The sequence below is a fragment of the Halogeometricum rufum genome (genome assembly GCF_900112175.1).
GTDB classification, from domain to species: Archaea; Halobacteriota; Halobacteria; order Halobacteriales; family Haloferacaceae; genus Halogeometricum; species Halogeometricum rufum.
The window spans coordinates 890909-912066 of the sequence record NZ_FOYT01000002.1 but is presented as its reverse complement, the minus strand read 5'-3'; the positions used below and the strand labels follow the sequence as shown (position 1 = coordinate 912066).

The 21158-nt window shown below is 67.4% G+C and carries 23 protein-coding genes; 11 read left to right on the top strand and 12 right to left on the bottom strand.

Annotation, left to right across the window (positions count from 1 at the left end):
• Positions 1-66: 66 nt before the first annotated feature.
• A complete protein-coding gene (locus tag BM310_RS14375; RefSeq protein ID WP_089808851.1) occupies positions 67-645 on the bottom strand; it encodes a GNAT family N-acetyltransferase in 579 nt (192 codons plus the stop codon).
• A gap of 83 nt (positions 646-728) precedes the next feature.
• Between BM310_RS14375 and BM310_RS14370 the strand changes: the two genes are divergently transcribed.
• A complete protein-coding gene (locus BM310_RS14370; protein ID WP_089808849.1) occupies positions 729-1205 on the top strand; it encodes a DUF5812 family protein in 477 nt (158 codons plus the stop codon).
• 17 nt (positions 1206-1222) lie between these two features.
• Here BM310_RS14370 and BM310_RS14365 read toward each other — a convergent pair whose 3' ends face one another.
• The 3 genes from BM310_RS14365 to BM310_RS14355 form a co-directional block, all read right to left on the bottom strand.
• Positions 1223-2140, bottom strand: coding sequence for a glycosyltransferase (locus BM310_RS14365; RefSeq protein ID WP_089808847.1), 918 nt, complete (start codon positions 2138-2140; stop codon positions 1223-1225).
• Between the two features lie 143 nt (positions 2141-2283).
• Positions 2284-2664, bottom strand: coding sequence for a hypothetical protein (locus BM310_RS14360; RefSeq protein ID WP_089808845.1), 381 nt, complete (start codon positions 2662-2664; stop codon positions 2284-2286).
• A gap of 144 nt (positions 2665-2808) precedes the next feature.
• Positions 2809-4083 carry an RNA-guided endonuclease InsQ/TnpB family protein gene (locus BM310_RS14355; RefSeq protein ID WP_089808843.1) on the bottom strand — a complete coding sequence of 425 codons (1275 nt, stop codon included), beginning with the start codon at positions 4081-4083 and terminating at the stop codon, positions 2809-2811.
• Positions 4084-4421: 338 nt separating this feature from the next.
• Here BM310_RS14355 and BM310_RS14350 point away from each other — a divergent pair, with 338 nt between their 5' ends.
• From BM310_RS14350 to BM310_RS14330, 5 genes are all read left to right on the top strand, one after another.
• Positions 4422-5666, top strand: coding sequence for an RNA-guided endonuclease InsQ/TnpB family protein (locus tag BM310_RS14350; RefSeq protein WP_089808841.1), 1245 nt, complete (start codon positions 4422-4424; stop codon positions 5664-5666).
• A 193-nt stretch (positions 5667-5859) separates the two neighbouring features.
• Positions 5860-6744 (top strand): protein translocase subunit SecF, encoded by an 885-nt coding sequence (gene secF / locus BM310_RS14345; RefSeq protein ID WP_089808839.1) that lies wholly within the window; start codon positions 5860-5862, stop codon positions 6742-6744.
• Entirely contained in the window at positions 6744-8315 is a 1572-nt protein-coding gene (locus tag BM310_RS14340) for a preprotein translocase subunit SecD (RefSeq protein ID WP_089808837.1), read from the top strand. Before secF ends, BM310_RS14340 begins: the two co-directional genes overlap by 1 nt.
• Before the next feature lie 164 nt (positions 8316-8479).
• Complete coding sequence (locus BM310_RS14335) at positions 8480-8689, top strand: DUF7511 domain-containing protein (protein ID WP_089808835.1); 210 nt, start codon at positions 8480-8482, stop codon at positions 8687-8689.
• 107 nt (positions 8690-8796) lie between these two features.
• On the top strand, positions 8797-9165 hold the full coding sequence (locus BM310_RS14330; protein ID WP_089808834.1) for an Hsp20/alpha crystallin family protein: 369 nt from the start codon (positions 8797-8799) through the stop codon (positions 9163-9165).
• A gap of 48 nt (positions 9166-9213) precedes the next feature.
• On the opposite strand, the gene rnhB is transcribed toward BM310_RS14330, so the two are convergent.
• From rnhB to BM310_RS21455, 7 genes are all read right to left on the bottom strand, one after another.
• Positions 9214-9888 carry a ribonuclease HII gene (rnhB, locus tag BM310_RS14325; protein WP_089808832.1) on the bottom strand — a complete coding sequence of 225 codons (675 nt, stop codon included), beginning with the start codon at positions 9886-9888 and terminating at the stop codon, positions 9214-9216.
• A 136-nt stretch (positions 9889-10024) separates the two neighbouring features.
• A complete protein-coding gene (locus BM310_RS21460) occupies positions 10025-10180 on the bottom strand; it encodes a hypothetical protein (protein ID WP_177232637.1) in 156 nt (51 codons plus the stop codon).
• Positions 10181-10249: 69 nt separating this feature from the next.
• Positions 10250-11533, bottom strand: a complete 1284-nt coding sequence (locus tag BM310_RS14320; protein WP_089808830.1) for a tRNA pseudouridine(54/55) synthase Pus10 — start codon at positions 11531-11533, stop codon at positions 10250-10252.
• A 51-nt stretch (positions 11534-11584) separates the two neighbouring features.
• Positions 11585-12136 (bottom strand): DUF4112 domain-containing protein, encoded by a 552-nt coding sequence (locus BM310_RS14315; RefSeq protein WP_177232636.1) that lies wholly within the window; start codon positions 12134-12136, stop codon positions 11585-11587.
• A gap of 180 nt (positions 12137-12316) precedes the next feature.
• Positions 12317-12628, bottom strand: coding sequence for a hypothetical protein (locus tag BM310_RS14310; RefSeq protein WP_089808826.1), 312 nt, complete (start codon positions 12626-12628; stop codon positions 12317-12319).
• A 599-nt stretch (positions 12629-13227) separates the two neighbouring features.
• Positions 13228-14277, bottom strand: coding sequence for an isocitrate lyase (gene aceA, locus BM310_RS14305; RefSeq protein WP_089808825.1), 1050 nt, complete (start codon positions 14275-14277; stop codon positions 13228-13230).
• Positions 14274-14447, bottom strand: a complete 174-nt coding sequence (locus BM310_RS21455; protein WP_231751625.1) for a hypothetical protein — start codon at positions 14445-14447, stop codon at positions 14274-14276. The genes aceA and BM310_RS21455 overlap by 4 nt, the downstream gene beginning before the upstream one ends.
• Positions 14448-14819: 372 nt before the next feature.
• Between BM310_RS21455 and BM310_RS14295 the strand changes: the two genes are divergently transcribed.
• The 3 genes from BM310_RS14295 (at position 14820) to BM310_RS14285 (ending at position 17501) form a co-directional block, all read left to right on the top strand.
• Positions 14820-15776, top strand: coding sequence for an ABC transporter ATP-binding protein (locus BM310_RS14295; RefSeq protein ID WP_089808821.1), 957 nt, complete (start codon positions 14820-14822; stop codon positions 15774-15776).
• Positions 15773-16540 carry an ABC transporter permease gene (locus BM310_RS14290; RefSeq protein WP_089808818.1) on the top strand — a complete coding sequence of 256 codons (768 nt, stop codon included), beginning with the start codon at positions 15773-15775 and terminating at the stop codon, positions 16538-16540. Before BM310_RS14295 ends, BM310_RS14290 begins: the two co-directional genes overlap by 4 nt.
• A 124-nt stretch (positions 16541-16664) precedes the next feature.
• Positions 16665-17501, top strand: coding sequence for an SDR family NAD(P)-dependent oxidoreductase (locus BM310_RS14285; protein WP_089808816.1), 837 nt, complete (start codon positions 16665-16667; stop codon positions 17499-17501).
• Positions 17502-17551: 50 nt separating this feature from the next.
• On the opposite strand, the gene BM310_RS21450 is transcribed toward BM310_RS14285, so the two are convergent.
• Positions 17552-17893: a hypothetical protein gene (locus tag BM310_RS21450; protein WP_089808814.1), complete on the bottom strand. Its 342-nt coding sequence runs from the start codon at positions 17891-17893 to the stop codon at positions 17552-17554.
• A gap of 146 nt (positions 17894-18039) precedes the next feature.
• Here BM310_RS21450 and ggt point away from each other — a divergent pair, with 146 nt between their 5' ends.
• Positions 18040-19671 carry a gamma-glutamyltransferase gene (gene ggt / locus BM310_RS14275; protein WP_089808812.1) on the top strand — a complete coding sequence of 544 codons (1632 nt, stop codon included), beginning with the start codon at positions 18040-18042 and terminating at the stop codon, positions 19669-19671.
• Positions 19672-19766: 95 nt separating this feature from the next.
• Positions 19767-21134, top strand: a complete 1368-nt coding sequence (locus BM310_RS14270) for a hypothetical protein (RefSeq protein WP_089808810.1) — start codon at positions 19767-19769, stop codon at positions 21132-21134.
• The last annotated feature ends 24 nt before the right edge of the window (positions 21135-21158 follow it).

Genomic DNA, 21158 nt, shown 5'->3' with positions numbered 1-21158 from the left:
TAAAATTACGCTCCAAAGTATATAATAAAAACAAATCTATATACACACCGAGCGCTCCCCATCGCTCTATTCGGGTTCCAACCGCTCTATCGACCGGTGGGTGAGACCGAACAGCCGGTAGTAGACGTGTTCGTGGCGGGGTTCGAAGCCGTTGGCCTCGAACGTCCACCGAGAGGGCCGGTTGTCGAGGGCGACGAGGGCGTGGACGGCGTCGGCGTCGCGTTCCCGCGCCCACTCCCGCGCCCGCGACACCAACGCGGTGGCGATGCCGCGGTTGCGGTGGTCCGGGTGGACGAACACCCGGCGGACGTAGCCGCCGTCGAATCGGACCGTCTCCTCCAGGGGGTGGAGGTGGTGGCGGGCGTCCAGACTCACGAACAGGTAGCCGACGATTCGGCCCTCGGAGACGGCGCACAGCACCCGTTCGTCCGGCAGGAGTTCCGCGAACGCCTCGTACTCGCCGTCCACCTCCTCGCGCGTCCGCGTCTCGAAGGTGACGCCGTCGACGTCGGCGTCGGCCCCGGCGTCGTCGCGCGGGTCCGCGACGTACTGGTACATCCGCGTCCCCGTGACGCCGACGCGCTTCAGCGCCTCGTACAGTCGTCGGGCGCCGTCCGTTCGGGTCAGTCGCCACAGCGCGGGCATGTCGGAGGCGTCCACGTCGCTCCCATTAACTGCTCGGGACGGGGACGAAACCGGCAAGAGGGCCCGCGGCGTACTCGCCGGCGATGACCGAGGACGAACGCGTCGAAGGGACGTTTCTCGTGACCGCCGCCGACGAGGACTCGGCGGTGCTGAAGAACGTCGAGAGCGGGCAGGTGCACACGCTGTCGTCGAACCCCGGCGTCGAACGTCACGACGCCGTGCGGGGCGTCGTCGCCCCCGACCCGCCGATGGACGTGACGTACCGACTGGTCGACATCGAGTCGCGGTGGGGCGTCACCGTCGAACTGTCCGACGAGTCGCCGACGGCCGACTCCCGCGACATCGCCGCCGACCAACCCGTCGGCGAGTTGACGCGGCGAGAGCGCGCGGGGACGGGCGAGATTCACGTCATCACCGTCCCCGAGGAGGAGACGGAACAGGCCGTCGCCGACGTGGCCGACGACGAGGAGAACACGCTGTCGCGGGCCGCCCGCCTCGGCGTGAACCGCGTCGAGATTCGGGCCGCCCCCGGCGTTGTCGCCGTCCGGTACATGCCCTGAGACGTTCTCTCTCCTCGCTACTCGACCACGCGCACGTCGAACTTGCTCGGCCAGCGGTAGCGTCGCCCGCCCCAGACGAAGGTGCGGCGGGCCAACCCGTACGCGAACAGCGGTACCTGCAGCATCATCGCGGGGTACGCCAGGAGGACGGTCCACCGGCCCACGCCGAAGTACGCGTAGACGAACGCCGTCAGCAGCGTCGCGAGGACGGCCACCGGTCCCGGAAAAAGCGCGCCGGCGAGCGTCAGCGCCGCGCCGACGGCGAGCAGGACCGCCATGTCGCGCGGTTCGTGCCGGTACACTATCTTCGAGAAGCGGACGTGCCGCTCCAGCGACTCCCGGACGCTCCCGCCCACCGGGACGCGCCGCGTCCGCCGGAGCGACGTGGCGTCGAGGTGTTCGGAGAGCAGGCCGTCGTCGCTCACCGTCAGGCGGAGTTCCGACAGGAAGGCGTCCGCGTCCAAATCGTCGCGCTCGAACAGCGCCGCGCCGGCCCACGCCTTGTCGCCCGCGTGGGTGCCGAGCGTCCCGCCGAGGGCGTACAGCGGTTCCACCAGCACCGAGAGCGGGTCGCGGCCGACGAAGAACGGCACCTCGCTCACCGGGCCGTGGCGTTCGTAGTCGGCGTGGAGGGTCGACAGCCAGTCCGGCGGGTGGTGGAAGTCGTCGTCGGTCCAGACGATTCGGTCGTTGGATGCGGCGTCCATCCCGGCCGCGACGGCGTTGGCCTTGCCCGAACAGCGCTCGGGGTCGCCCGCGCGGACCAGTCTGACGCCGTCCGGGAGTTCGTCCGCGCGGGCGGCCACCGGGTCGTCGTCGCCGTCGCAGACCACGAGCAGTTCGTCCTCGGGGCGGAGTTGCGCCGCCACGTCGTCGCAGGCGTCCGTCCACCGAACCGTGGGGAGGAGGACGCTCGTCGGCGGAGGGCGACTCATACGCGGACGGTCTCTGGCCGATACTGTAAACGAATCGACTCGTTAACGACCCCGCTGCCGTCCGTGGTCACCGCTCCGTCTGCCTCGTCGTCCTCGTCTCGTCGGACCCTCCCGCTGCTATCGTCTCGTCGCTCCCGTTCTCGCTACTCGTCCCGCGCCTTTCCGGTGGTCGCGTTCGGCCCCGCCTCGCTCTGTACCTGCCACCCGCCGGCCATCTCGCCGTCCTCCGTCTCCCGGGACGCGTACTCGATTTCGGTGTCCGGGCCCATGCGCTCGGGGCCGTCGACGGACTCGATGCGGAGGGGGACGTCCAGCGAGCGTCCGCAACAACCCACGTCCACGAACTCCTCCCACGTGTGGCCGGGCGTCAGGTCGTCCAGCACCCGTCGGAGGTAGATGCGGAACCGCTCCGTCTCCAGTTGGTCGCGCGCCCACGCGCTGAGTTCGTCGGGGTGGGAGACGACGACGCGCCGGGCCAGTTCGTCGCTCGCTGCCGCCGCCGCGTCGGTCTGCGAGTCTGTCATACGCGTCGGTAGGGGTTCCAGCGACAAAAGCGTCTCACGGTCCACGACTCTCGGTGACGCGTCTCGACCCCTCGCAGCGTCTCGTGAGGCCGTTTGACATCCTCCCCGCGCTAAAGGGCGAGGATTCCCGACCGCGTTGGGATATTACGGTTCGCGGTTCACGACCTGTTCTCGTGGAGCGAAACGACCCTCACTACGGTCGAACAGGTGAACCGCTGGCTGTGCCAACCAGCCGTTATCCCTATCGCCGCCATCCGTGGCGAGACTCGGGAGTACCTTTTGTCGAATGTTCTCCGCGCCGTTCACGTCCGCGTTCGCAACCGTGTCGCACTTCTCACACACGTACAACCCGCGTTCAACTCGCTGATTGTCGTCGGTGCGACCACACGACGAACACGACTTCGACGTGTTGCGTTCCGAAACCGATTCCACGTCGATGCCTTCCGATTCAGCCTTGTAGTCGAGTAGCGTCGTGAATCGGTCGAACGCCCACCCATGCAAGTCGAGATTGCCGTGGTCGCCCCAATTCCGAGCTTCGCCGTTCTCGTCATCATCTCGGATGCCGCCGAGGTCGCCAACGACAAGCGTCCCGACACCTCGTTCGACGCACTCCTCTACGATTGCTTTCGAGAGTGCGTGCAAGAAGTGCGTCCGGCGACCCGTCCGCTTCCGGTCAAGCCGAATCGCCTCTCGGGACGAAGAATCATCGCACTTAGCCTTCTTCTTCGTGAAGTAGTATTCGTCCTCTTTGAGTGCGCCGCCGGGATACAATACCGATTCGCCACCGAACGAGACGGCGGCGAAGTTGCAAATCCCGAGGTCAACACCAGCGACCCCATTGCCCGGCGGTTCCGGGTCGATGGTGGTGCGACAGACGAACTGGAGTCGCCACTCGTCTCGTTTGTAGACGGCACGAACCTGTTGAATATCCCACTCGGTCAGGTCAACATCCGGGCGAGTCTGGTACTCGCACAGAATGAAGTCCGAACGGTGTTCTTTGAGGTTGCGACCTTTTGAGAGACGAACACGGGTGAACTGTGCATCGTGCTTGAAGCCAGCCGCTTTGAACGACACAGTTGAACGCGGGTGGGAGTCTCCGTTTTTGCGGTAGCCGGGCGGTCGGGCACGGTCGTCGCCGTTCCGACGCTTGCCGTACCAACCGTTGAACGCTTCAGCGAGTTCTTCGAGAACGCGCTGACTGGACTGAGAATGTAAGTCCGTATAGCGTTCGTGGCTTTTGAGTTCGGCTTTGAGTTTCCCGTCATCGGGAATCTCGCCCGTTTCGTCCCACTGTTCTTGTGCGTAGTAGCGACTGACGTTCCAGAGTTTTGAGGCGGCCCATCCGAGTTGGTCGAGGTCGTCACGAACCTGTCGCTGGTTCGTAATCGTGGCCTCGAAGGTTCGGATGGTCCGACTCATTTTTTGGCTTCATAACCGGTTATGCGTGCTTTTTTCTTAACTGAATCGAGGCACTAAGCCCCCCTCCTCAAGGAGCAACGCAGGGAGCAAAGCAACCGAGTAGCGCAGTAGGGAGGGGATACAGTGCCGCACAGTTCTCAAACACGTTCGCCACCCGGCCCACAGGCCCACGCGACCGAGGTTTTGTACGTGTAACGTGCATAACGTGCATTACAGTGAAGCGGAAGACAATCACCATCCGAGAGGACCAAGACGAGTGGATAGAGGACCACCACCTTAACCTCTCGTCGTTCATCCGTGAGCAACTGGACGAACTAATCGAGGAGCGGGAGTAACGGATGTACTACGCCTACAAGTACCGTCTCAAGCCGTCCGACTCCCACCGCAAGGAGTTGGACCGCCACCGAGACATTTGTAGGCAACTCTACAACCACACGCTCTACCGCCTCAACGAGTACCAAGACGAACACGGCAAACTGCCGTCCATGACCACCCTGCGGTCGGAACTGCCCGACCTCAAACAGTGGTGGGACGACCTCTCCGACGTGTACTCGAAAGTTCTCCAAACCGTCGTTGAACGACTGTTCGACAACCTCAAAGGACTCTCCAAACTCAAGGAGAACGGCTACGGCGTCGGCCAACTCAAGTGGAAGCCACCACGGGAGTTCCGCAGTTTCACGTATAGTCAGTCTGGCTTCAAGCTCGACAAGAAGGGCGGTCAGACTGTCCTATCACTCTCGAAACTCGGAGATATACCGATTCGTCTCCACCGCGCCATCCCTGACGACGCGACACTCAAGCAGGTCACGCTCAAGAAGGAACCGACGAGTGAGTGGTTCGCCACGTTCGGCGTCGAAATGGACCGCGAACCACCCGCGAAGCCCGAAAACCCCGAGAAGTGCGTCGGCATCGACGTGGGGATTCTCAAGTACGCTCACGACACCGACGGCACGGCGGTCGGGTCGCTCGACCTCTCTGACGAGCGCGAACGGCTCGAAAGCGAACAGCGCGACCTCTCGCGGAAGGAACACGGCTCCGCGAATTGGGAGAAACAACGGCAGGTCGTGGCTGAACGCCACTCCACCCTCAAGCGAAAGCGCCGCGACTTCTTGCACAAACTCTCGAACTACTACGCTCGGGAGTACGACCTCGTAGCGGTAGAAGGCCTGAACGTAAAGGGAATGATGGAGTCGCCGTCGAATAGCCGCAACACGGCATCTGCCGCGTGGCGGACGTTCCTCTCGTTGCTCGAATACAAGTGCAAACGTGAGGGAACGCACTTTGTCGCGGTCAACCCGAGCGGCACGACCAAGGAGTGCGCGTCGTGCGGCGTCTCGACGGAGAAACCGTTGTGGGTGCGTGAACACTCCTGTCCTGCCTGCGGGTTCGAGGCGGACAGAGATGCGAACGCGGCGTGGAACATCCTTTCTCGCGGCCTCGAAGACGTAGGAGTGGGATACTCCGAATCAACGCCTGTGGAGACTGCGCTCCCTGTGGATACCGATTCGGTATCTGCAAAGCGCGTCATAGAAGCAGGAAGCCCTACCCTCAAGGAGCGAACCGCGTCAGCGGTGAGCGAGTAGGGTAGGGTAGTTCACATGACTCTGAAAGATAGACACTACAATAGTACTCAATGCCCTCTTTCTGATCTGATTTCCACAAGTAGTTATTTAAGCGTCTCAGACTCAATAACGTTCAGAGAGACGAGTGAGAGGCATCCACACGTAGTATCCGTACTTAGGAAGGCTTATTCGGGAGCTATGACCAACGCCACGCATGGTCGAGTTCACCGTACCGGAAGTCGATTACACCCGGTACACGAATCGCCAACTCGCGGCGGTCCCCCTCGCTGTGTTGGCGGTCGCACTTCTCGTCGTCGCGGGGTGGTACGTCGCGACTGGCGCCCCGGTGAATCAAGGCATCGAGTTCACCGGCGGCACCGAGATACAGGTCGTCGTCGACGGGGCGAACCCCCAGCAACAGATTCAGGAGGCGTTCTCCGCCGAACCCGAGTCGATTCAGTCGGTCCCGGCGGAGAGCGGCCTCTACATCGTCACCTTCCAGTCGGCGGAGGGGTCGACCGGACCCGGCACTAACGCGCTGGAGCAACAGGCCGAGAACGCTGGCTTCGAGATTCGCTCCATCTCCTCCGTGTCGGCCAGTTTCGGCGGTGACACGCAACTGCTGGCCCTCGGCGGCGTCGCGGCTGCGTTCGTCGGAATGAGCATCCTCGTGTTCGCGATGTTCCGCACGTTCGTCCCCTCCGTCGCCGTCGTCATCTCGGCGTTCTCCGACATCATCATCCCCGTCGCCCTCATGAACGTCCTCGGCATCGAACTGTCGCTGGGGACGGTGGCGGCCCTCCTGATGCTCATCGGGTACTCGGTGGACTCGGACATCCTCCTGAACAACCACATCCTCCGACGTTCCGGTGACTTCTACGAGTCCACCTACCGCGCGATGCGCACCGGCGTGACGATGACGCTCACCTCCATCTCGGCGATGATCGTGATGACCATCACCGCCACGCTGTTCGGCATCCAACTGCTCGCGGCCATTGGTACCGTCCTCGTGTTCGGTCTCGCGGCCGACCTGATGAACACCTACATGCTCAACCTCAGCCTGCTTCGCTGGTACAAGTTCGAGGGGGTGGGTCGCTGATGGCGAGTCTCCGAGACAACTGGCGGGTCGTCCTCCTCGTCGTGTTCCTCCTCGTCTCGACGTTCGCGCTGTTCTCGCCGACGTTGGCGGGCGGCGCGGGCGGCGGTGCCGCGCCGGGCAACGCCGCCGACGGCCCGACGAACCTCAAGTTCGGGCTCGAACTCTCCGGCGGGACGCGCATCCGCGCGCCCCTCGTCGGACTGACGGCCGAGGGCGTGCAGTTCGACGACGACAGCACGCGCGTGGTCGAACAGAAGGTCGCCGGGAACCTCTCGGCCGCCTCCTCCGCCGACGTCATCGCGCGGCAGACGGCCAACGCCAGCACGGTCGAAGTGACGGCCGAGAACGTCACCCGAGAGGAGTTCGGCAGCGCACTCCAGCAGTCGGGCTACGAGTTCGAGACGGTCCGCGACGGCGTCACCGAGTCGACGCGCGCCGAAGTCGTCCGCATCCTCTCGGACAAGATCAATCAGGCGGGCCTGTCCGGCGGGTCGGTCCAGCAGGTGACGACGGCGACGGGCGAGCACTTCATCCGCGTCGAGGTGCCGAACCGCGACACCGGCGAGGTCCGCCAACTCGTCTCCGAACGCGGGACCGTCGTCGTCGAGGCGTACTACCCCGTCCAACAGAACGGCAGTACGACGTACCAGTCCGACGTGGTCCTCGAACAGGACGACTTCCAGCGCATCGGCACCGCACAGGAACAGAGTTCGGGTCCCTCGGTCCCGGTCACCATCAAGTCCTCCGTCGCGCCCGCCTTCCAGGAGTCGATGGTCCAGACGGGCGTCGCCCAACCCGGCGGCACCCGGTGTACGTACGACCGGAACCCCAACGGCACCGAACCGTGTCTCCTCCTCGTCGTGGACGGCGAGGTGGTCAACGCCTTCGGGATGGACGGCGGCCTCGCCAGCGACATGCGGAGTGGGTCGTGGGCGAACAACCCGCAGTTCGTGCTGACCGCCCGGAACGTGTCCGAGGCGCAGCAGGTCGCCATCAACCTCCGCGCGGGTGCGCTCCCGGCGGAACTCGACCTCACCGGCGCGGACGGCGGCACCACGTCCTACGTCTCGCCCAGTCAGGGTGAGAGCTTCAAGATAGACTCGCTCATCACCGGCATCGTCGCCGTCTTCGCCGTCAGCGGCGTCGTGTTCGTCCGCTACAACGACGTGAAGGTGGCCGCGCCGATGATCGTGACCGCCCTCTCGGAAGTCCTCATCCTGTTGGGCTTCGCGGCTGGCATCGGCTATCCGCTGGACCTCTCGGTCATCGCCGGCTTCATCGCCGTCATCGGGACGGGGGTGGACGACCTCATCATCATCGCCGACGAGGTGATGGCCGAGGGCGACGTCACCTCCCGGCGCGTCTTCCAGTCGCGCTTCCGGAAGGCGTTCTGGGTCATCGGCGCCGCCGCCGCGACGACCATCATCGCCATGTCGCCGCTGGCGGTACTGTCGCTGGGCGACCTGCAGGGCTTCGCCATCTTCACCATCCTCGGCGTCCTCGTCGGCGTCCTCGTCACCCGGCCGGCGTACGGCGACATCCTGCGCGCCCTGACCACCGTCGACCGCTGAGGACGCCCGCCCGTCTCGACTTCGTCGGGCTTTTTCCGCTCCGCGGACGACCTAACCGTGTAGGGGTTCGTTTCTCGTCGGTGAGACCCGAACCCCTAGGTGTCGAGTGAACGACCGAGTTGCCCGCCCCGCGCGGGAGACGACGCAGACGACGAATCTACACCATGTCCGTTGATGTCCCCCTGACTGGTGACGCAGACGACGCCCCGCTTTCCGAACTCCCGACCGAGACGCTGGTCGGCACCGTCGTCGAGTACGACGACGCCCCCGACGAGTGTACGGTCTACCCCCTCCACGCAGACGAGGACGAGCGACTCACGACGTGGATATCGGCGAAAGACGACTCGTTCGTCGAGTTGGACGAGATGCGCTGACGACGCCACGTCCGCGGTCCGTTTCACCGCGCCTCGTCTTCGAAAATGTGAAACTATTTTTGTCGAACGAGAACCAACGTTCGCGTGGATTCGAGAGGTGACGAGCGTTGCTTCCGGACCGGCCGGCAAACTCCTGGACACAGGGTCTCGACTTCCCGAGCCAACTGTTCGCGACCGGTAGTAACGACTACGAACTGTACGAGGAGGACGACGAGTTCGTCCTGAGCGTCGAGATGCCGGGGTTCGACCCCGAGGAGATTACGGTCACGTGGGACGACTCCATCCTCGACGTCGCGGCCGAACGCGAGGACGAGACGCGCGGCCGACGGAAGACGTACCACCGTCGGTTCCGGTTCCCGAAGAGCGTCGAGGACGAGGACATCACCGCGACGTACAACAACGGCATCCTGCAGGTGACGCTGCCCGTCGTGACCGGCACACCGACGACCGGGAAGGAGATACCGATTCAGTCCTGACGCGGGTCTCGACCCCGCGTCGCCGCGATTCGCGGTCGCTTTTTTCGGTCAGAACTCCGCCAGCGACGACTGCGCGGCGGCGGCGAGGACGTCGTCGCACGTCGACCACGACGCCCGCGCGCAGTCGGGTAACTCGCCCGTCTCGTCGACGTAGGTGCGGAGGAACTCTCGCGTGGTCGGGTCGCTCGGGTATCCGCTCCCGACCGGACCGTACGCCGCGTAGTCGTCGCCGATGGCGGCCATCCGCGCGTCCCGTTCCACCTTGGCGACGATGCTCGCCGCGCCGACGTGCGGGTACGTCTCGTCGGCGCCGTGTTCGGAGACGACCGACACCTCGGTTCCGGAGTCGGCCACGCCGCGGCGGACACGGCGGCCGAACCGGGCCTCGTCCACGTCGCCGGCGTCGGTCACCACCTCGTCGCCGTCCCGCGCGACGGCGGCGACGGCGGCGACGTGCGCCGCGACGGTCAACGAGTTCATGTCCGTCTCGGGGTCGTCGATGCGCGCCGGTTCGACGAGAGCGACGCCCACGGACACGTCGTCGCGGGCTTCGAGGGTCTCGGCGATGGTCTCCCGGCGCGACGGCGCGAGTCGCTTCGAGTCGTCGATGCCGTCGGGGAGGGCGTCGTCGGTCGCCCGCACCGCCGCGGCGACCATCGGCCCGAGGACGGGCCCCTTGCCCGCCTCGTCGCTGCCGACGCGTGCGGACGACTGGTCGTGCATGCCTCTGGGCGCGGCCGGCGAGAACTAAGCGGTTGTGATGTCGGCGAGGAGCGGTCGCGGGGACGACGGGGCGGGCGGCGCGTCGCTCGAACGGTGGCGACGCGCGCGGCCGACGGTGCCGACTGGTGCGGGTCGGTCAGTCGTCCGCGACGTGTGGTTCGACCGGGTCGGGTGACTCCTCCTCGGACTGCACGTCAGGTTCGGTCTCCGCGTCCGGTTGTTCGGTCTCGGTGCGCAGTTCCTTCTCGACCAGTGCTTCCCACTCGGGACTGGACTCGCGGTGGTGACACATGGTAGCCCCTCTCAGAGGTGGATTGGTCCGGAACGTAGTAAACGTTGGGTGCAGACGGCAGCGAGACAGTCAGTCGCGGAAGAACTCCTCGTCTTCGAACTCCTCGTCGACGCCGTAGACGCCCGTCACGTCGAGGGCCGTCACCTCGGCGCCGACGCCGAGGACGCCGGCGAGACTCGGGTTCGTCCGCCCCTCGTCGCCGGAGACGAGTTCCTTGATGTAGAGGCCGCCCGCGCCGTGAATCTCGACGGTTGCGTGGCGTTCGTCCTGCCACTCGCCCGTCGCCTCGAACACATCGCGAGTTCGCGTCAGGGCCGCGCGCCGGTGGTCCACGCGATTCGGCGTGTACTGCTCGATGGTGGCTCCGTCGAGTTCCGCGAGGGCGTCGGCGAGTTCGCTCTCGGACACGTCGTCGCCGAACGCCACCTCGGCGCGGTAGCGCTTCGAGGCGTTCAGTTCCTTCACGCGTTCGACCATGTCGTACTCGGCGAGGCGGAGTCCCTCCACCTCGACTTTCCCCTCGGCGAACGCGTTGACGTCGCCCTCCAACCGTTCGACGTCGACGTGCCGTCGGCGGGGTTCCATCACCTCGACGACGAACGGTCGACCCGTCCCCAGCATGCGCGCGTCCACGTCCTCGCGGCCCGCGCCGTGGAACTTCGCGTCCGTCCCGTCCATCACGTCCGTGACGACGGGAGCGGTCAGGCCCTCGACGCTCTCCTGGTACATGTAGCCCGTCCCGTCACACTTGTCGCAGGGCTGTTTCCCGAGGTAGCCGCTCCCGTGACACTTGTTACAGGGCCACTCGGTCTGCGGGATGTCGCGTTCGAGTTTGCGGTAGCGCCCGTAGACGAACGCCGAGTTCACCTCGACTTCCACCTCGTCGGCGTCGATGTCGAGGAGGAACTGCACGTCGGGGCGGCCGAACTCCACCGTCGTCTCGGTCAGGCGGCCGAACCGCTTGCCGACTTCGCGGTTGAACTCGGATTTGAACAGTTCGCCCGCGTCCTCGGGCAGTCCGGCACCCTCGCGCAGGAGAATCTCGTTCTCCTCGACGAGGGGCGGCGCGCGCGTGCCGACCTGGTAGGTGTCGAACTCCACGTCCTCGACGGCCGCGGCGCAGCGTTCCGCCCACTCGTCGAAACGGGCGCACTCGCCCTCGCACACCCAGCAGTCCTCGCGGGCGACGTCCTCGGGTTCCTCGTCGTCCTCGAGGGCGGCGGCGACCCGGAGGCTCCGGCCGCGTTCGGCGTTCGTCAGGCCGTGACTCCGGTCGGCGAACACCCGGCCGAGACAGGGGTCGCAGAGGGGCCCCTGCGCCGCGAGTTCGCGCGCGTCCTCCAAGATACTCATACCGAGTGATGCGGTGGGGCGTGTTTCTGTCTTCCCCTTTTCGGCCGCGACTCAGACGACGCCGGCGGCGGTCAGGAGCCACCACGAGGCGGCGACGGCCGCCGCGCCGAGGGCGACGAGGAGGACGAACAGGAGGACGCCGGCGACGGCGACGACGCGCCCGTCGCGGGTCGCGCCCGCGGGGTCGGTCCGGCGGGCCTCCAGCAGGCGAACGTTCCGCTGGTTCGCCTTCCACACCGCGTCGAAGGCGTCGCCGACGAGGGGAACCGACCCGACGACGGCGTCGACGACGAGGTTGAGGACCATCCGCGCCACCGTCTCCCGCGGTGCGCCGAGTGCGGCGGCTTCGGCGACGATGTACGCCGAGACGGCCGCCGTGGGCACGTCGCCCGCGACGGGGAGGAGGCCGACGATCGGGTCCAGACCGACTCTGAAGTTCGTCCCCGGAATCTCGACGGCGCTGTCGAGGTAGTGACTCAGCCGGCGGAGTCGCGCGAGGGCCTCGGCTTCGGGGTCCGCCGCGTCGGTGACGGCGTCGTAGACGACGACGGGCGCGTCGTCTCCCGGCGTCGCGTCGTCGGTCGCGGCGTCTGATGGACTCACGACCGACACGTCGCGCTCGGCGGACTTGAGCGTTCTCGCGTGGGGGAGGGCCGAAACGGCGGGCGATCGAACGAGGGGACGTGAGAGAGCCGACGTGGCGGGTCGTGGCTCGGACGGGAGGGCGGTGAGGGGGAGGGCGAAGTGCGGTGCGGGGGCGGCGGACGCCGTCGAGACGGCGGCCTACGTCCTCGCCACCTCGCGCACCGCCTTCACGCCGAAGCCGGCTTCGAGGGCGTCGGCGATGCTCGCCTCCTCGGGCGGACCGCTGACGCGGAGGTCCGCGTCCACCTCGACGCGCAGGTCGTTCAACGCGGGTCGTAAGCCGCTCACGTCCGCGCGGTCCACGGCGACGACGCAGTCGACGGCGGCGAGGCGGGCGCGGACGCCCTCCTGTAAGTCGCCGTCGGCGTCGCGCGTGACGAGGACCGTCAGCGAGGCGCGAACCGAGTGGTGGTCTGCCTGTGCGGACTGGCTGGGTCGGGAGATTGCCATGAGGCTCCCGGCGCGAGTCGAACGCGCCTCTCGCGTCGTCGGCGACGACGGAGACTGCCGACACGGGAGCGGTCCGGTGTGGATGCTCCGCGCTCGGGGCGTATCGGCCGCGCGAGAAAGGGACGGGGACGGTTCGTCTCGGTCGTGAGTCACACGCGAGAACGAAGCCGGATTCCCCGGACCCCGCCCGCGCGGCGCGTGGTTACGCGCCGAGCGCGGACCGGACGCAGAGGGGTGCGGCCTCCCCGTTTCCGGAGAAGCCTCCGATAATCCAGACGGCTCCCTCGCCGAGGGCGGCGGCCGCAGTCGCGGCTACCGCGTGGGGCGGACGGCGAGTGGTGGCTGTCCGGGTCATCGGTCTCTCTGCCCGCAGGGTCGCGGGACTCGTCTCGGCAGATGCGGTGGAATAACTTAACGTTTGTTCAGGCGTGTGAAAAGTTAGCAAGAATCGTGACACGGCGTGCGAGCGACGGAACGCCGGCCGCGCGAGGAGATTCGCAGCGCAGGGGCCGCGCCGTCCGCCCCGACCGACGGACGGGCGACGCGCCGGTGACCTCCCTCACGGTACGGCGGCCGCCGGCGCGAGTCGGTTCGGCCGTTCAGTCGTCGCTCTCGATGGGCGTGCTCTCCTCCTCGGAGAAGCCCTCGGAGTTCTCGATGCGGTCGCGCGCCTCGCGGTCGAACTGCATCTCGGTCTCCTGGTAGTCGGAGACGAAGGCCATCTCGTGGTGCGACTCGGTCGGGTGGCCGAGGTAGCGTTCCTCCAGGTCGAACTGCGCCTCCTCGTCCGTCTCGGCCAGCGAGCGGAAGTCCTCGTAGACGCTGTGGGCGCCCGAGTGCAGGCCGAACAGGGTGATGAAGATGTACTCGTAGCCCAGGTCGCCGAGTTCCTCGAACGTGAGCGGGTCCTCCTCCTCGGACCACGCGAACGACGAGGAGTAGTTGAACGCCAGCTTCAGGTCCGGATGCGTCTCGTGGATGGTCTCGGCGTACTGGACGGCGTCCTCGCGGGACGGGTCCGGCATCTCGGGCCACACCATGTCGACGCCGGCGTCGGCGTAGATGCGGCCGCGTTCGAGGTGTTCCTCCCAGTCGCCGTTCGACGACCCGTAGGCGTCCGTCCGGGCGATGATGAACGTGTCCTCGGACTGCTTGGCGTCGACGGCCGCCTCGAATCGCGCGCGGGCCTTGTCCCGAGAGACGATCTGCTTGCCGGCGATGTGACCGCACCGCTTCGGCGTCGTCTGGTCCTCGATGTGGACGGCGGCCACGCCGGCCTTCTCGTACTCGCGGACGGCGCGGCGGACGTTGTGGACGCCGCCGTAGCCGGTGTCGCAGTCGGCGACGACCGGCAGGTTCGTCGCCTCGACGATGCGCTTTGCGTTCTCGACCATCTCGGTCATCGTCACCATCTCCAGGTCGGGGAACCCGAACTGACCGAGGACGGTGGAGTAGCCGCTCATGTAGGCGGCGTCGAGGCCGGCGAGTTCGGCCAGACGCGCGTCGAGGGCGTGGTAGATGCCCGGCGCGAAGACGAAGTTCTGCTCGTCCAGCATCCGCCGGAACTCGCGGGCCGAGGCGTTGTCCACGTCGCGGGTGTGGACGTCCGCGCCCGTCGTTCGCTCGTAGGGGTCCTCGCTCGTCGTCATCGGTCCTCCTCCATGCGCGTCTCGATGCGGTCCAGTTGGGCGGCGAGGGCGGCGATGTCGCGCCGGAGGTCGGTAATCTCGTCGTCGGGCGTCTGCTCTGTCGGGTCGGTGATGAAGGGGACCAACGGGGCGTCCATGTTCTCCTCGTTGTTCGGGTAGTTTCGGGTCATCGGTCGGGTGGTACGTCGGGTCGTCTCTCGGGTCGTGGGTGTCGTCATCTGGGTCGTCTGGGTGGGTCGGGGCGGTCTGTCGAGCGATTCGGCGTGCGGAACGTGTGTCGATGGGCGCGTACTGCGCCGGATACTGCCATCGGCGTTCACCTCGTCTGCCGCAAGGACCATCTGGTAGTTAAACATAATGATTGATAGTGATAATATTCTTTAATGCAGTTTACCGCCTTATATCGATATGTGTGGGACTAACCAGCACACGTCTGTGCGCCCGGCCGCCGCCGCCGCCGTCTCGGACCCGTGGCAGGCTATCGCACATCGTTCCGCGGTCGGTGCGCTTAATCCGTCCAGTCGCCGACCTACGGACATCTGATGGCTTCTGCGATAACGATACGCGACTTACGCAAGTCGTACGGCGACGTGCAGGCGTTGGACGGCGTGGACCTCGACGTTCCCGAGGGGTCGTTCTTCGGCCTCCTCGGCCCGAACGGCGCGGGGAAGACCACGTTCATCAACGTCCTGGTCGGCCTCGTCCGCAAGTCCGGCGGCCGGGCCGAGGTGTTCGGCCACGACGTGGAGGACGACTACCGCGAGGCGCGGGACAGAATCGGCCTCGCGCCGCAGGAGTTCAACGTCGACCGGTTCTTCCCGATTCGCGAAGTCCTCGTGACGAAAGCGGGCTACCACGGCGTCCCCGCCGACGAGGCGCGCGAACGGGCCGACGAAGTGCTCAAGCGCGTCGGCATCTACGACAAGCGCGACACGCGGTTCGACTGGCTCTCCGGCGGGATGAAGCGCCGGTTCGTCCTCGCGCGCGCCCTCATCACGGACCCGGACCTCCTCATCCTCGACGAACCCACGGCGGGCGTGGACGTGCAACTCCGGCACGAACTGTGGGAGACCATCACCGAACTGAACGATAGCGGGACGACCATCCTCCTGACGACGCACTACATCGAGGAGGCCGAACGCCTCTGCGACGAGGTGGCCATCCTCGACTCCGGCCGCGTCCTCGAGGTGGCGAGTCCGGACGAACTGATGGACCGCGGCACCGACGACATCGTGGTCACCCTCCGCGACGCGCCCACCGCAGTCCCCGACTTCGCCGCCGAGGACGACAGGGTCGAGGCGGTGGAACTCGACGGCACCCGCCTCGTCGTCACCGCCCGCGAGGGCGGACTGGTCGCTCCCGACGTGGTCCGGCGTCTCGACGCCGCGGGCCACGAACTCGTGGACCTCGAAATCTCCCGCACCTCGCTCGAAGAGGTGTTCGTCGAGATGACCCGGGCCGAGGAGGAGGGCCGCGCGACGATGGAGGTGGGCCAGTGAGCGTCGAACGCACGGGCTTCTTCGCCCTCCTCAAGCGCGAGGTCCTGCGGTTCGTCCGCCGCCCGCGCAACACGTTCGTCCCGCCGTTCATCACGAACGTGCTCTACTTCTCCGTCTTCGGCGTCATCCTCGGCGAACGCATCAACGAGATCGCGGGCGTCCCCTACATCCTCTTCATCCTCCCCGGCCTCATCGTCCTCGGCGCGGTGTCGAACGCGTTCGAGAACGCCTCCTTCTCCATCTTCCACGGCCGGTGGAACCGCTACATCGAGGAGGTGCTGACCTCGCCGCTCTCCTACCGGTCGATGGTCGGCGCGTACGTCCTCTCCTCGGCGACGCGCGGCGTCGTCGTCGGCGCTCTCGTCGCCGTCATCGGCGCGTTCTTCACCACCGTCGGCCTCGCTCGACCACTCTACCTCGCCGCGTTCATGGCCGTCATCACCCTGCTGTTCGCCAGTCTCGGCGTCGTCGGCGGCCTGTGGGCCGAGGACTTCGACGACCTGACGATGATGAACCAGTTCATCCTGCGACCGCTGGTGTTCTTCGGCGGCGTCTTCTACTCCCTGAACGAACTGCCGACGACGCTCCAGCAGGTGTCGCTCCTGAACCCCATGATATACATGGTCAACGGCGTCCGCTACGGCTTCCTCGGCGTCAGCGAAGTGGACCCCAACGCCTCGCTGGCCGTCCTCGTCGCCCTCACCGTCGCCGTCACCGCCCTCAACGTCGCCCTGTTCCGTCGCGGCTACGGGCTGACGGACTGACCGGGCGTCACTCGCCGACGCTCACGTCGCTCCGTCGCCGCTCCCCCGCCGCGCCTGCCGTCGCCCGCTCACCCCCTTCGCAGTCATCGAAACGCTCAATCGCCTCGGCCGGACAGTCCCGCCAATGTCCGAATCGCTCCGCGTCCTCGTCACCGGGGGCGCGTCCGGCATCGGCCGCGCGACGGTGCGCCGCCTCCGCGCCCGCGGCCACGACGTGGTCGTCCTCGACAGCGACGCTGCCGCCCTCGAACGCCTCCCCGACGACGTGGCGACGCACGTCTGCGACGTGACCGACGACGAGACGGTGCGCGAACGCGTCGCCGCCGTCGCCGTCGACGGTATCGACGCCCTCGTCCCCTGCGCGGGCGTCTACGAACTCGGCGCCGTCGAGGACGTGCCGGCGGCGACGGTGGAACGCCAGTTCGACGTGAACGTCTTCGGCGTCCTCTCCGTCGTCCGCGCCGCCCTGCCCGCCCTCCGCGAGTCGGGCGGCCGCATCGTCACCGTCGCCTCCGTCCTCGGCCGGGTGACGCTCCCGTACCACGGCGTCTACGGCGCGACCAAACACGCGATTGAGGCGCTCTCGGACGCCCTTCGCGTCGAACTCGAACCGCACGGCGTGCGCGTCGCGATAGTCGAACCCGGCCCGGTGCGGACCGGGTTCAACGAACGCGCGAAGGCGGGACTCGACCGCTACGACGAGACGCCGTACGCGGCGACGTACCGCGACGTGCGAGCGGGGTTCGACCCCGGCGGCGTCGCCCCCGAACGCGTGGCGGACACCGTCGTCACCGCCGTCGAGGCGGCTGACCCGAAGGCGCGCTACCCGGTGACGTGGCAGGCGCGTCTGCTCCCTCTCCTGCGGACCCTCCTCCCGACGTGGGCGTTCGACCGACTGGTGCGGACCGAAGTCGAACGCGCCGGCCTCGTGGGGACGGTCCGCGGACTGCTCGGCCGGTGACGCCGCGGGGCGGTAGAGACACCGAACCACCGCGGACCCCGATAGCCGCGTTACGCGTCCTCAGCGTCGTTTTCGTCGCTCGCGTCGTTTTCGTCGCTCGCGTCGTTTTCGTCGGTTGCGTCGGACTCGGTCACGTCGGGTTCGACAGCGCCGGACTCGGTAGCGTCGTCCCCGACGGCCGCGACTTCGTCCGCCTCCGCGTCGCCACCGACGAGCGACTCCCCTTCGGCCTCCCGTAGCGGTTCGCCGGCCCGGAGGAACTCGTAGGCCAGAATCGCCATCCCGACGATGCTGAACGGCGGTATCAGCAGGACGACGCCGAGAATCAACCGCCACCGAGGGACGTACCGGAGTCGCGCTTCGACCTCCTCTATCAGGTTTCGTTGGCTCATCTCTCGCCCCGAGTTGACGGCCGAGCGCCTCGAAACTTGCGGGGGCCGCCGTCGCCGCCGTCACCGGCGGGTACGCCCCGCCCATCTACCCACCCTGCCGTGCCCCTTGAGGTGGACTTTTTCTCCCTCGTTCGAAACCGGTGCGCATGGACATCGACGGAAACGCGGACTTAGACCGGTTCACGTCCCGACGCTCGACGGTGTACGGACAGCGCGGCGTCGTCGCCACCAGCCAACCGCTCGCCGCGGAGGCGGGCATCCAACTGCTCCGGGAGGGTGGCAACGCCTTCGACGCCGCCGTGGCGACGGCGGCGGCGCTGAACGTCGTCGAACCCACCTCCACGGGCCTCGGCGGCGACGTGTTCGCCCTCTACCGCACCGCCGACGGCGAGGTGGGGGCGATGCGCGCCTGCGGCGGCGCGCCGGCCGACGCGACCATCGAGAACGTCCGCGCCGCCGTCGCCGAGGAGGAGGGCGTCGCGCCCGAGGACGCCGAGATGCCCGACACCGGCGCGCACGCCGTCACCGTCCCCGGCACGGCCCGCGGGTGGGAGGCGACCAGCGAGGAGTTCGGCGAACTGACGCTCGCGGACGCCCTCGGGCCCGCCATCCGCTACGCCACCGAGGGCTACCCGGTCAGCGAGATAATCGCCGACGCGTGGACGCACGGCGAGGAGTTGTTCCAGACCGACAACGCCCGCGACGCGTTCCTGTTCGACGGCGAGGCCCCCGACGTGGGGCAGACGGTGACGCTCCCGAAACTCGGCGCGACGATGGAGCGCATCGCCGACGAGGGGGCGGACGTGGTGTACGAGGGCGAAATCGCCGAGCAGATAGCCGCGGAGGTGCAGTCGCAGGGCGGGTTCATGACCGTCGAGGACCTCGCCGACTTCGAGGTGGAGTACCCCGACCCCGTCTCCACGACGTACAACGGCGTCGAGGTGTACGAACTCCCGCCGAACAATCAGGGGCTCATCGCGCTGGAGGCGCTGAACATCGCCGAGGCCGTCGGCGCGGGCGAGTACGACCTCGACTCCCCCGAACGCGTCCACTACTTCGGCGAGGCGATGAAGCTCGCGTTCCACGACGGCCACCGCTACATCACCGACCCCGAGTACGAGGAGATTCCGCCGCTGGCCTCGAAGGAGTGGGCCGAACGCCGCGCCGCCGAAATCGGCCCGGAGGCGAACGACGACGTGTCGTTCGGCGTCCCCGACGCGAACGCGGAGGATTCCGACACCGTCCTCCTCACCGTCGCCGACGACGAGGGCAACGTCGTCTCCTACATCAACTCTCGGTTCGCCGGGTTCGGTTCGGGCCTCGTCGCGGGCGACACCGGCATCGCCCTGCAGAACCGCGGCAGTTCGTTCTCGCTGGACCCCGACCACCCGAACCGCATCGAACCCGGCAAGCGCCCGTTCCACACGCTCATCCCCGGCCTGCTCAGGTTCGACGAGGACGACTGGGCGGCGTTCGGCGTCATGGGCGGCTACATGCAACCGCAGGGGCACGTGCAGGTGGTCTCCAACGTCGTCGACCACGGGATGCCCCTGCAGGCGGCGCTGGACTACCCGCGCTGGCGCTACCGCGAGGACGGGTCGCTCGCCATCGAGGAACGGACGAGCGACAGCCTCGGGACGAAACTCACCCGCCGAGGCCACGACGTGCGACTCCTCTACCCCAGTCTGTTCGGCGGCGCGCAGATAGCCCGGAACGACGGCGGGACGCTCTCGGCGGCGACGGAACCCCGGAAGGACGGGAACGCGCAGGGCTACTGACCAGGGAGCGCCCGCCTTCGTGGCGGCGGGCAGAATCATGTTCCGCCACACAGTTCGGGAAACGGTCAAGTTAGTCCGACCAGAACACACGCTCGATGAGGAGACTCGGACGCCGCGGATTCCTCGCCAGTCTCGGCGCGGGGGCGGCGACGCTCGCCGCCGCCCCCGGCGTCGCCGACGCCCGCGAGGACGAGGGGTTCTCGCCCGCGACGCACGGGTTCGGATTCCGGAACTGGCGCGGGAACGAACCGGCGTACCCCGCCCACGACCACCGCGCCGTCGCGAAGTCAGAGGTGCGCGAGTGCGTCGAGGAAGACTGGAAAGGCCCGTTCTCCGACCTGTTCGGCACGCCCGTCGCGAGACTCCCCGACGCCCTCGTCGGACTGCTCTCCTCGCAGATTCGCGTCGCCGCCGCGCAGTTGTCCTCGACGGACGGCCACTGCTACGGCATGACGTTCTCCGCGCAGGAGTTCTTCGAGAACCCGTCGCTGCTCCCCGCCGACGTCGACGACGCGGCGTCGCTCCGGACGCCCGAAGTCCCCCGCGAGTCCGGGGAGACCATCGGCGTGCACATCGACGAGTACCAGTCGACGCAACTGCTCGACGTCCACTCGTGGCTGGGTCGCCACCGGATGCTCCGCCCGCACCGAATCGACTTCGAGGCGGAACTGGCGGCGCTGACCGCCGCCGTCGACGCGTTCGGGACGGCGGGGGTCACCCTCGTGGACACCGCCACCCGCCGGTCGCATCAGGTGCTGGTGTACGACTACGAAGCGGACGGCGCGAAGACGCGGCTCCGCGTCTACGACCCGAACGTGCCCGCCCGGGCGTACCAGCGCGGCTACCGGCGGCGACTGACGGTCCGACCGACCCGGACGCCGCCGCTCACCGGCCACCCCGACTTCGACAGTCTGGTCTTCAACCGCTGGGACCGGGCCATCCGCGCGGACGCCGACGTCCAGACGCCGCAGCGAACCGCCGAGAGCGACGGCGACGACTTCTCGCACCTCCTCGAACGCGCGGTGCGGTTCTCCGTCACCTCGCCGAACGTGTCGCTGTCCGTCGTCGCGCCCGACGGGCGGACGGTCGGTCGGAACGTGGCGGCGAAGATGGACCGCAGTCGGACCGACGTGTACGCGATGCGCTACCGCTACGACGCTCCGCCCGGTGACTACCGCGTCTCCGTCGTCGGCCAACGGGACGCGACGTACGAGTTGACCGCGGAGGCGGCCGGACTCGACGGCTCGTACCTCGAACGCTCCGTGACGGCGACGGTCCGTCCGGGCGAGGTCCGCGAGTACGTCGTCACCGTCCCCGAGTCGCCCGACGCGGAGGCGACGCTCCGCGAACGCGAGGCGTACCCGTTCTCGACTGTCGTGCGCGGACTCGACGTGCCCAGTCTCGCCGCCGGTGCGGCCGCCGGGGCGGCCGTGTCGGCGTACGTCCTGCGGCGCGACGACTGACCGTGCGACCGACGGAGGTAAACG

Excerpts from the sequence above, each read along its gene's own strand:
- BM310_RS14375 (WP_089808851.1), bottom strand. The coding sequence starts at position 645 with ATGCCCGCGCTGTGGCGACTGACCCGAACGGACGGCGCCCGACGACTG.
- BM310_RS14370 (WP_089808849.1), top strand. The coding sequence starts at position 729 with ATGACCGAGGACGAACGCGTCGAAGGGACGTTTCTCGTGACCGCCGCC.
- BM310_RS14365 (WP_089808847.1), bottom strand. The coding sequence starts at position 2,140 with ATGAGTCGCCCTCCGCCGACGAGCGTCCTCCTCCCCACGGTTCGGTGG.
- BM310_RS14360 (WP_089808845.1), bottom strand. The coding sequence starts at position 2,664 with ATGACAGACTCGCAGACCGACGCGGCGGCGGCAGCGAGCGACGAACTG.
- BM310_RS14355 (WP_089808843.1), bottom strand. The coding sequence starts at position 4,083 with ATGAGTCGGACCATCCGAACCTTCGAGGCCACGATTACGAACCAGCGA.
- BM310_RS14350 (WP_089808841.1), top strand. The coding sequence starts at position 4,422 with ATGTACTACGCCTACAAGTACCGTCTCAAGCCGTCCGACTCCCACCGC.
- secF (WP_089808839.1), top strand. The coding sequence starts at position 5,860 with ATGGTCGAGTTCACCGTACCGGAAGTCGATTACACCCGGTACACGAAT.
- BM310_RS14340 (WP_089808837.1), top strand. The coding sequence starts at position 6,744 with ATGGCGAGTCTCCGAGACAACTGGCGGGTCGTCCTCCTCGTCGTGTTC.
- BM310_RS14335 (WP_089808835.1), top strand. The coding sequence starts at position 8,480 with ATGTCCGTTGATGTCCCCCTGACTGGTGACGCAGACGACGCCCCGCTT.
- rnhB (WP_089808832.1), bottom strand. The coding sequence starts at position 9,888 with ATGCACGACCAGTCGTCCGCACGCGTCGGCAGCGACGAGGCGGGCAAG.
- BM310_RS21460 (WP_177232637.1), bottom strand. The coding sequence starts at position 10,180 with ATGTGTCACCACCGCGAGTCCAGTCCCGAGTGGGAAGCACTGGTCGAG.
- BM310_RS14320 (WP_089808830.1), bottom strand. The coding sequence starts at position 11,533 with ATGAGTATCTTGGAGGACGCGCGCGAACTCGCGGCGCAGGGGCCCCTC.
- BM310_RS14310 (WP_089808826.1), bottom strand. The coding sequence starts at position 12,628 with ATGGCAATCTCCCGACCCAGCCAGTCCGCACAGGCAGACCACCACTCG.
- aceA (WP_089808825.1), bottom strand. The coding sequence starts at position 14,277 with ATGACGACGAGCGAGGACCCCTACGAGCGAACGACGGGCGCGGACGTC.
- BM310_RS21455 (WP_231751625.1), bottom strand. The coding sequence starts at position 14,447 with ATGACCCGAAACTACCCGAACAACGAGGAGAACATGGACGCCCCGTTG.
- BM310_RS14295 (WP_089808821.1), top strand. The coding sequence starts at position 14,820 with ATGGCTTCTGCGATAACGATACGCGACTTACGCAAGTCGTACGGCGAC.
- BM310_RS14285 (WP_089808816.1), top strand. The coding sequence starts at position 16,665 with ATGTCCGAATCGCTCCGCGTCCTCGTCACCGGGGGCGCGTCCGGCATC.
- BM310_RS21450 (WP_089808814.1), bottom strand. The coding sequence starts at position 17,893 with ATGAGCCAACGAAACCTGATAGAGGAGGTCGAAGCGCGACTCCGGTAC.
- ggt (WP_089808812.1), top strand. The coding sequence starts at position 18,040 with ATGGACATCGACGGAAACGCGGACTTAGACCGGTTCACGTCCCGACGC.
- BM310_RS14270 (WP_089808810.1), top strand. The coding sequence starts at position 19,767 with ATGAGGAGACTCGGACGCCGCGGATTCCTCGCCAGTCTCGGCGCGGGG.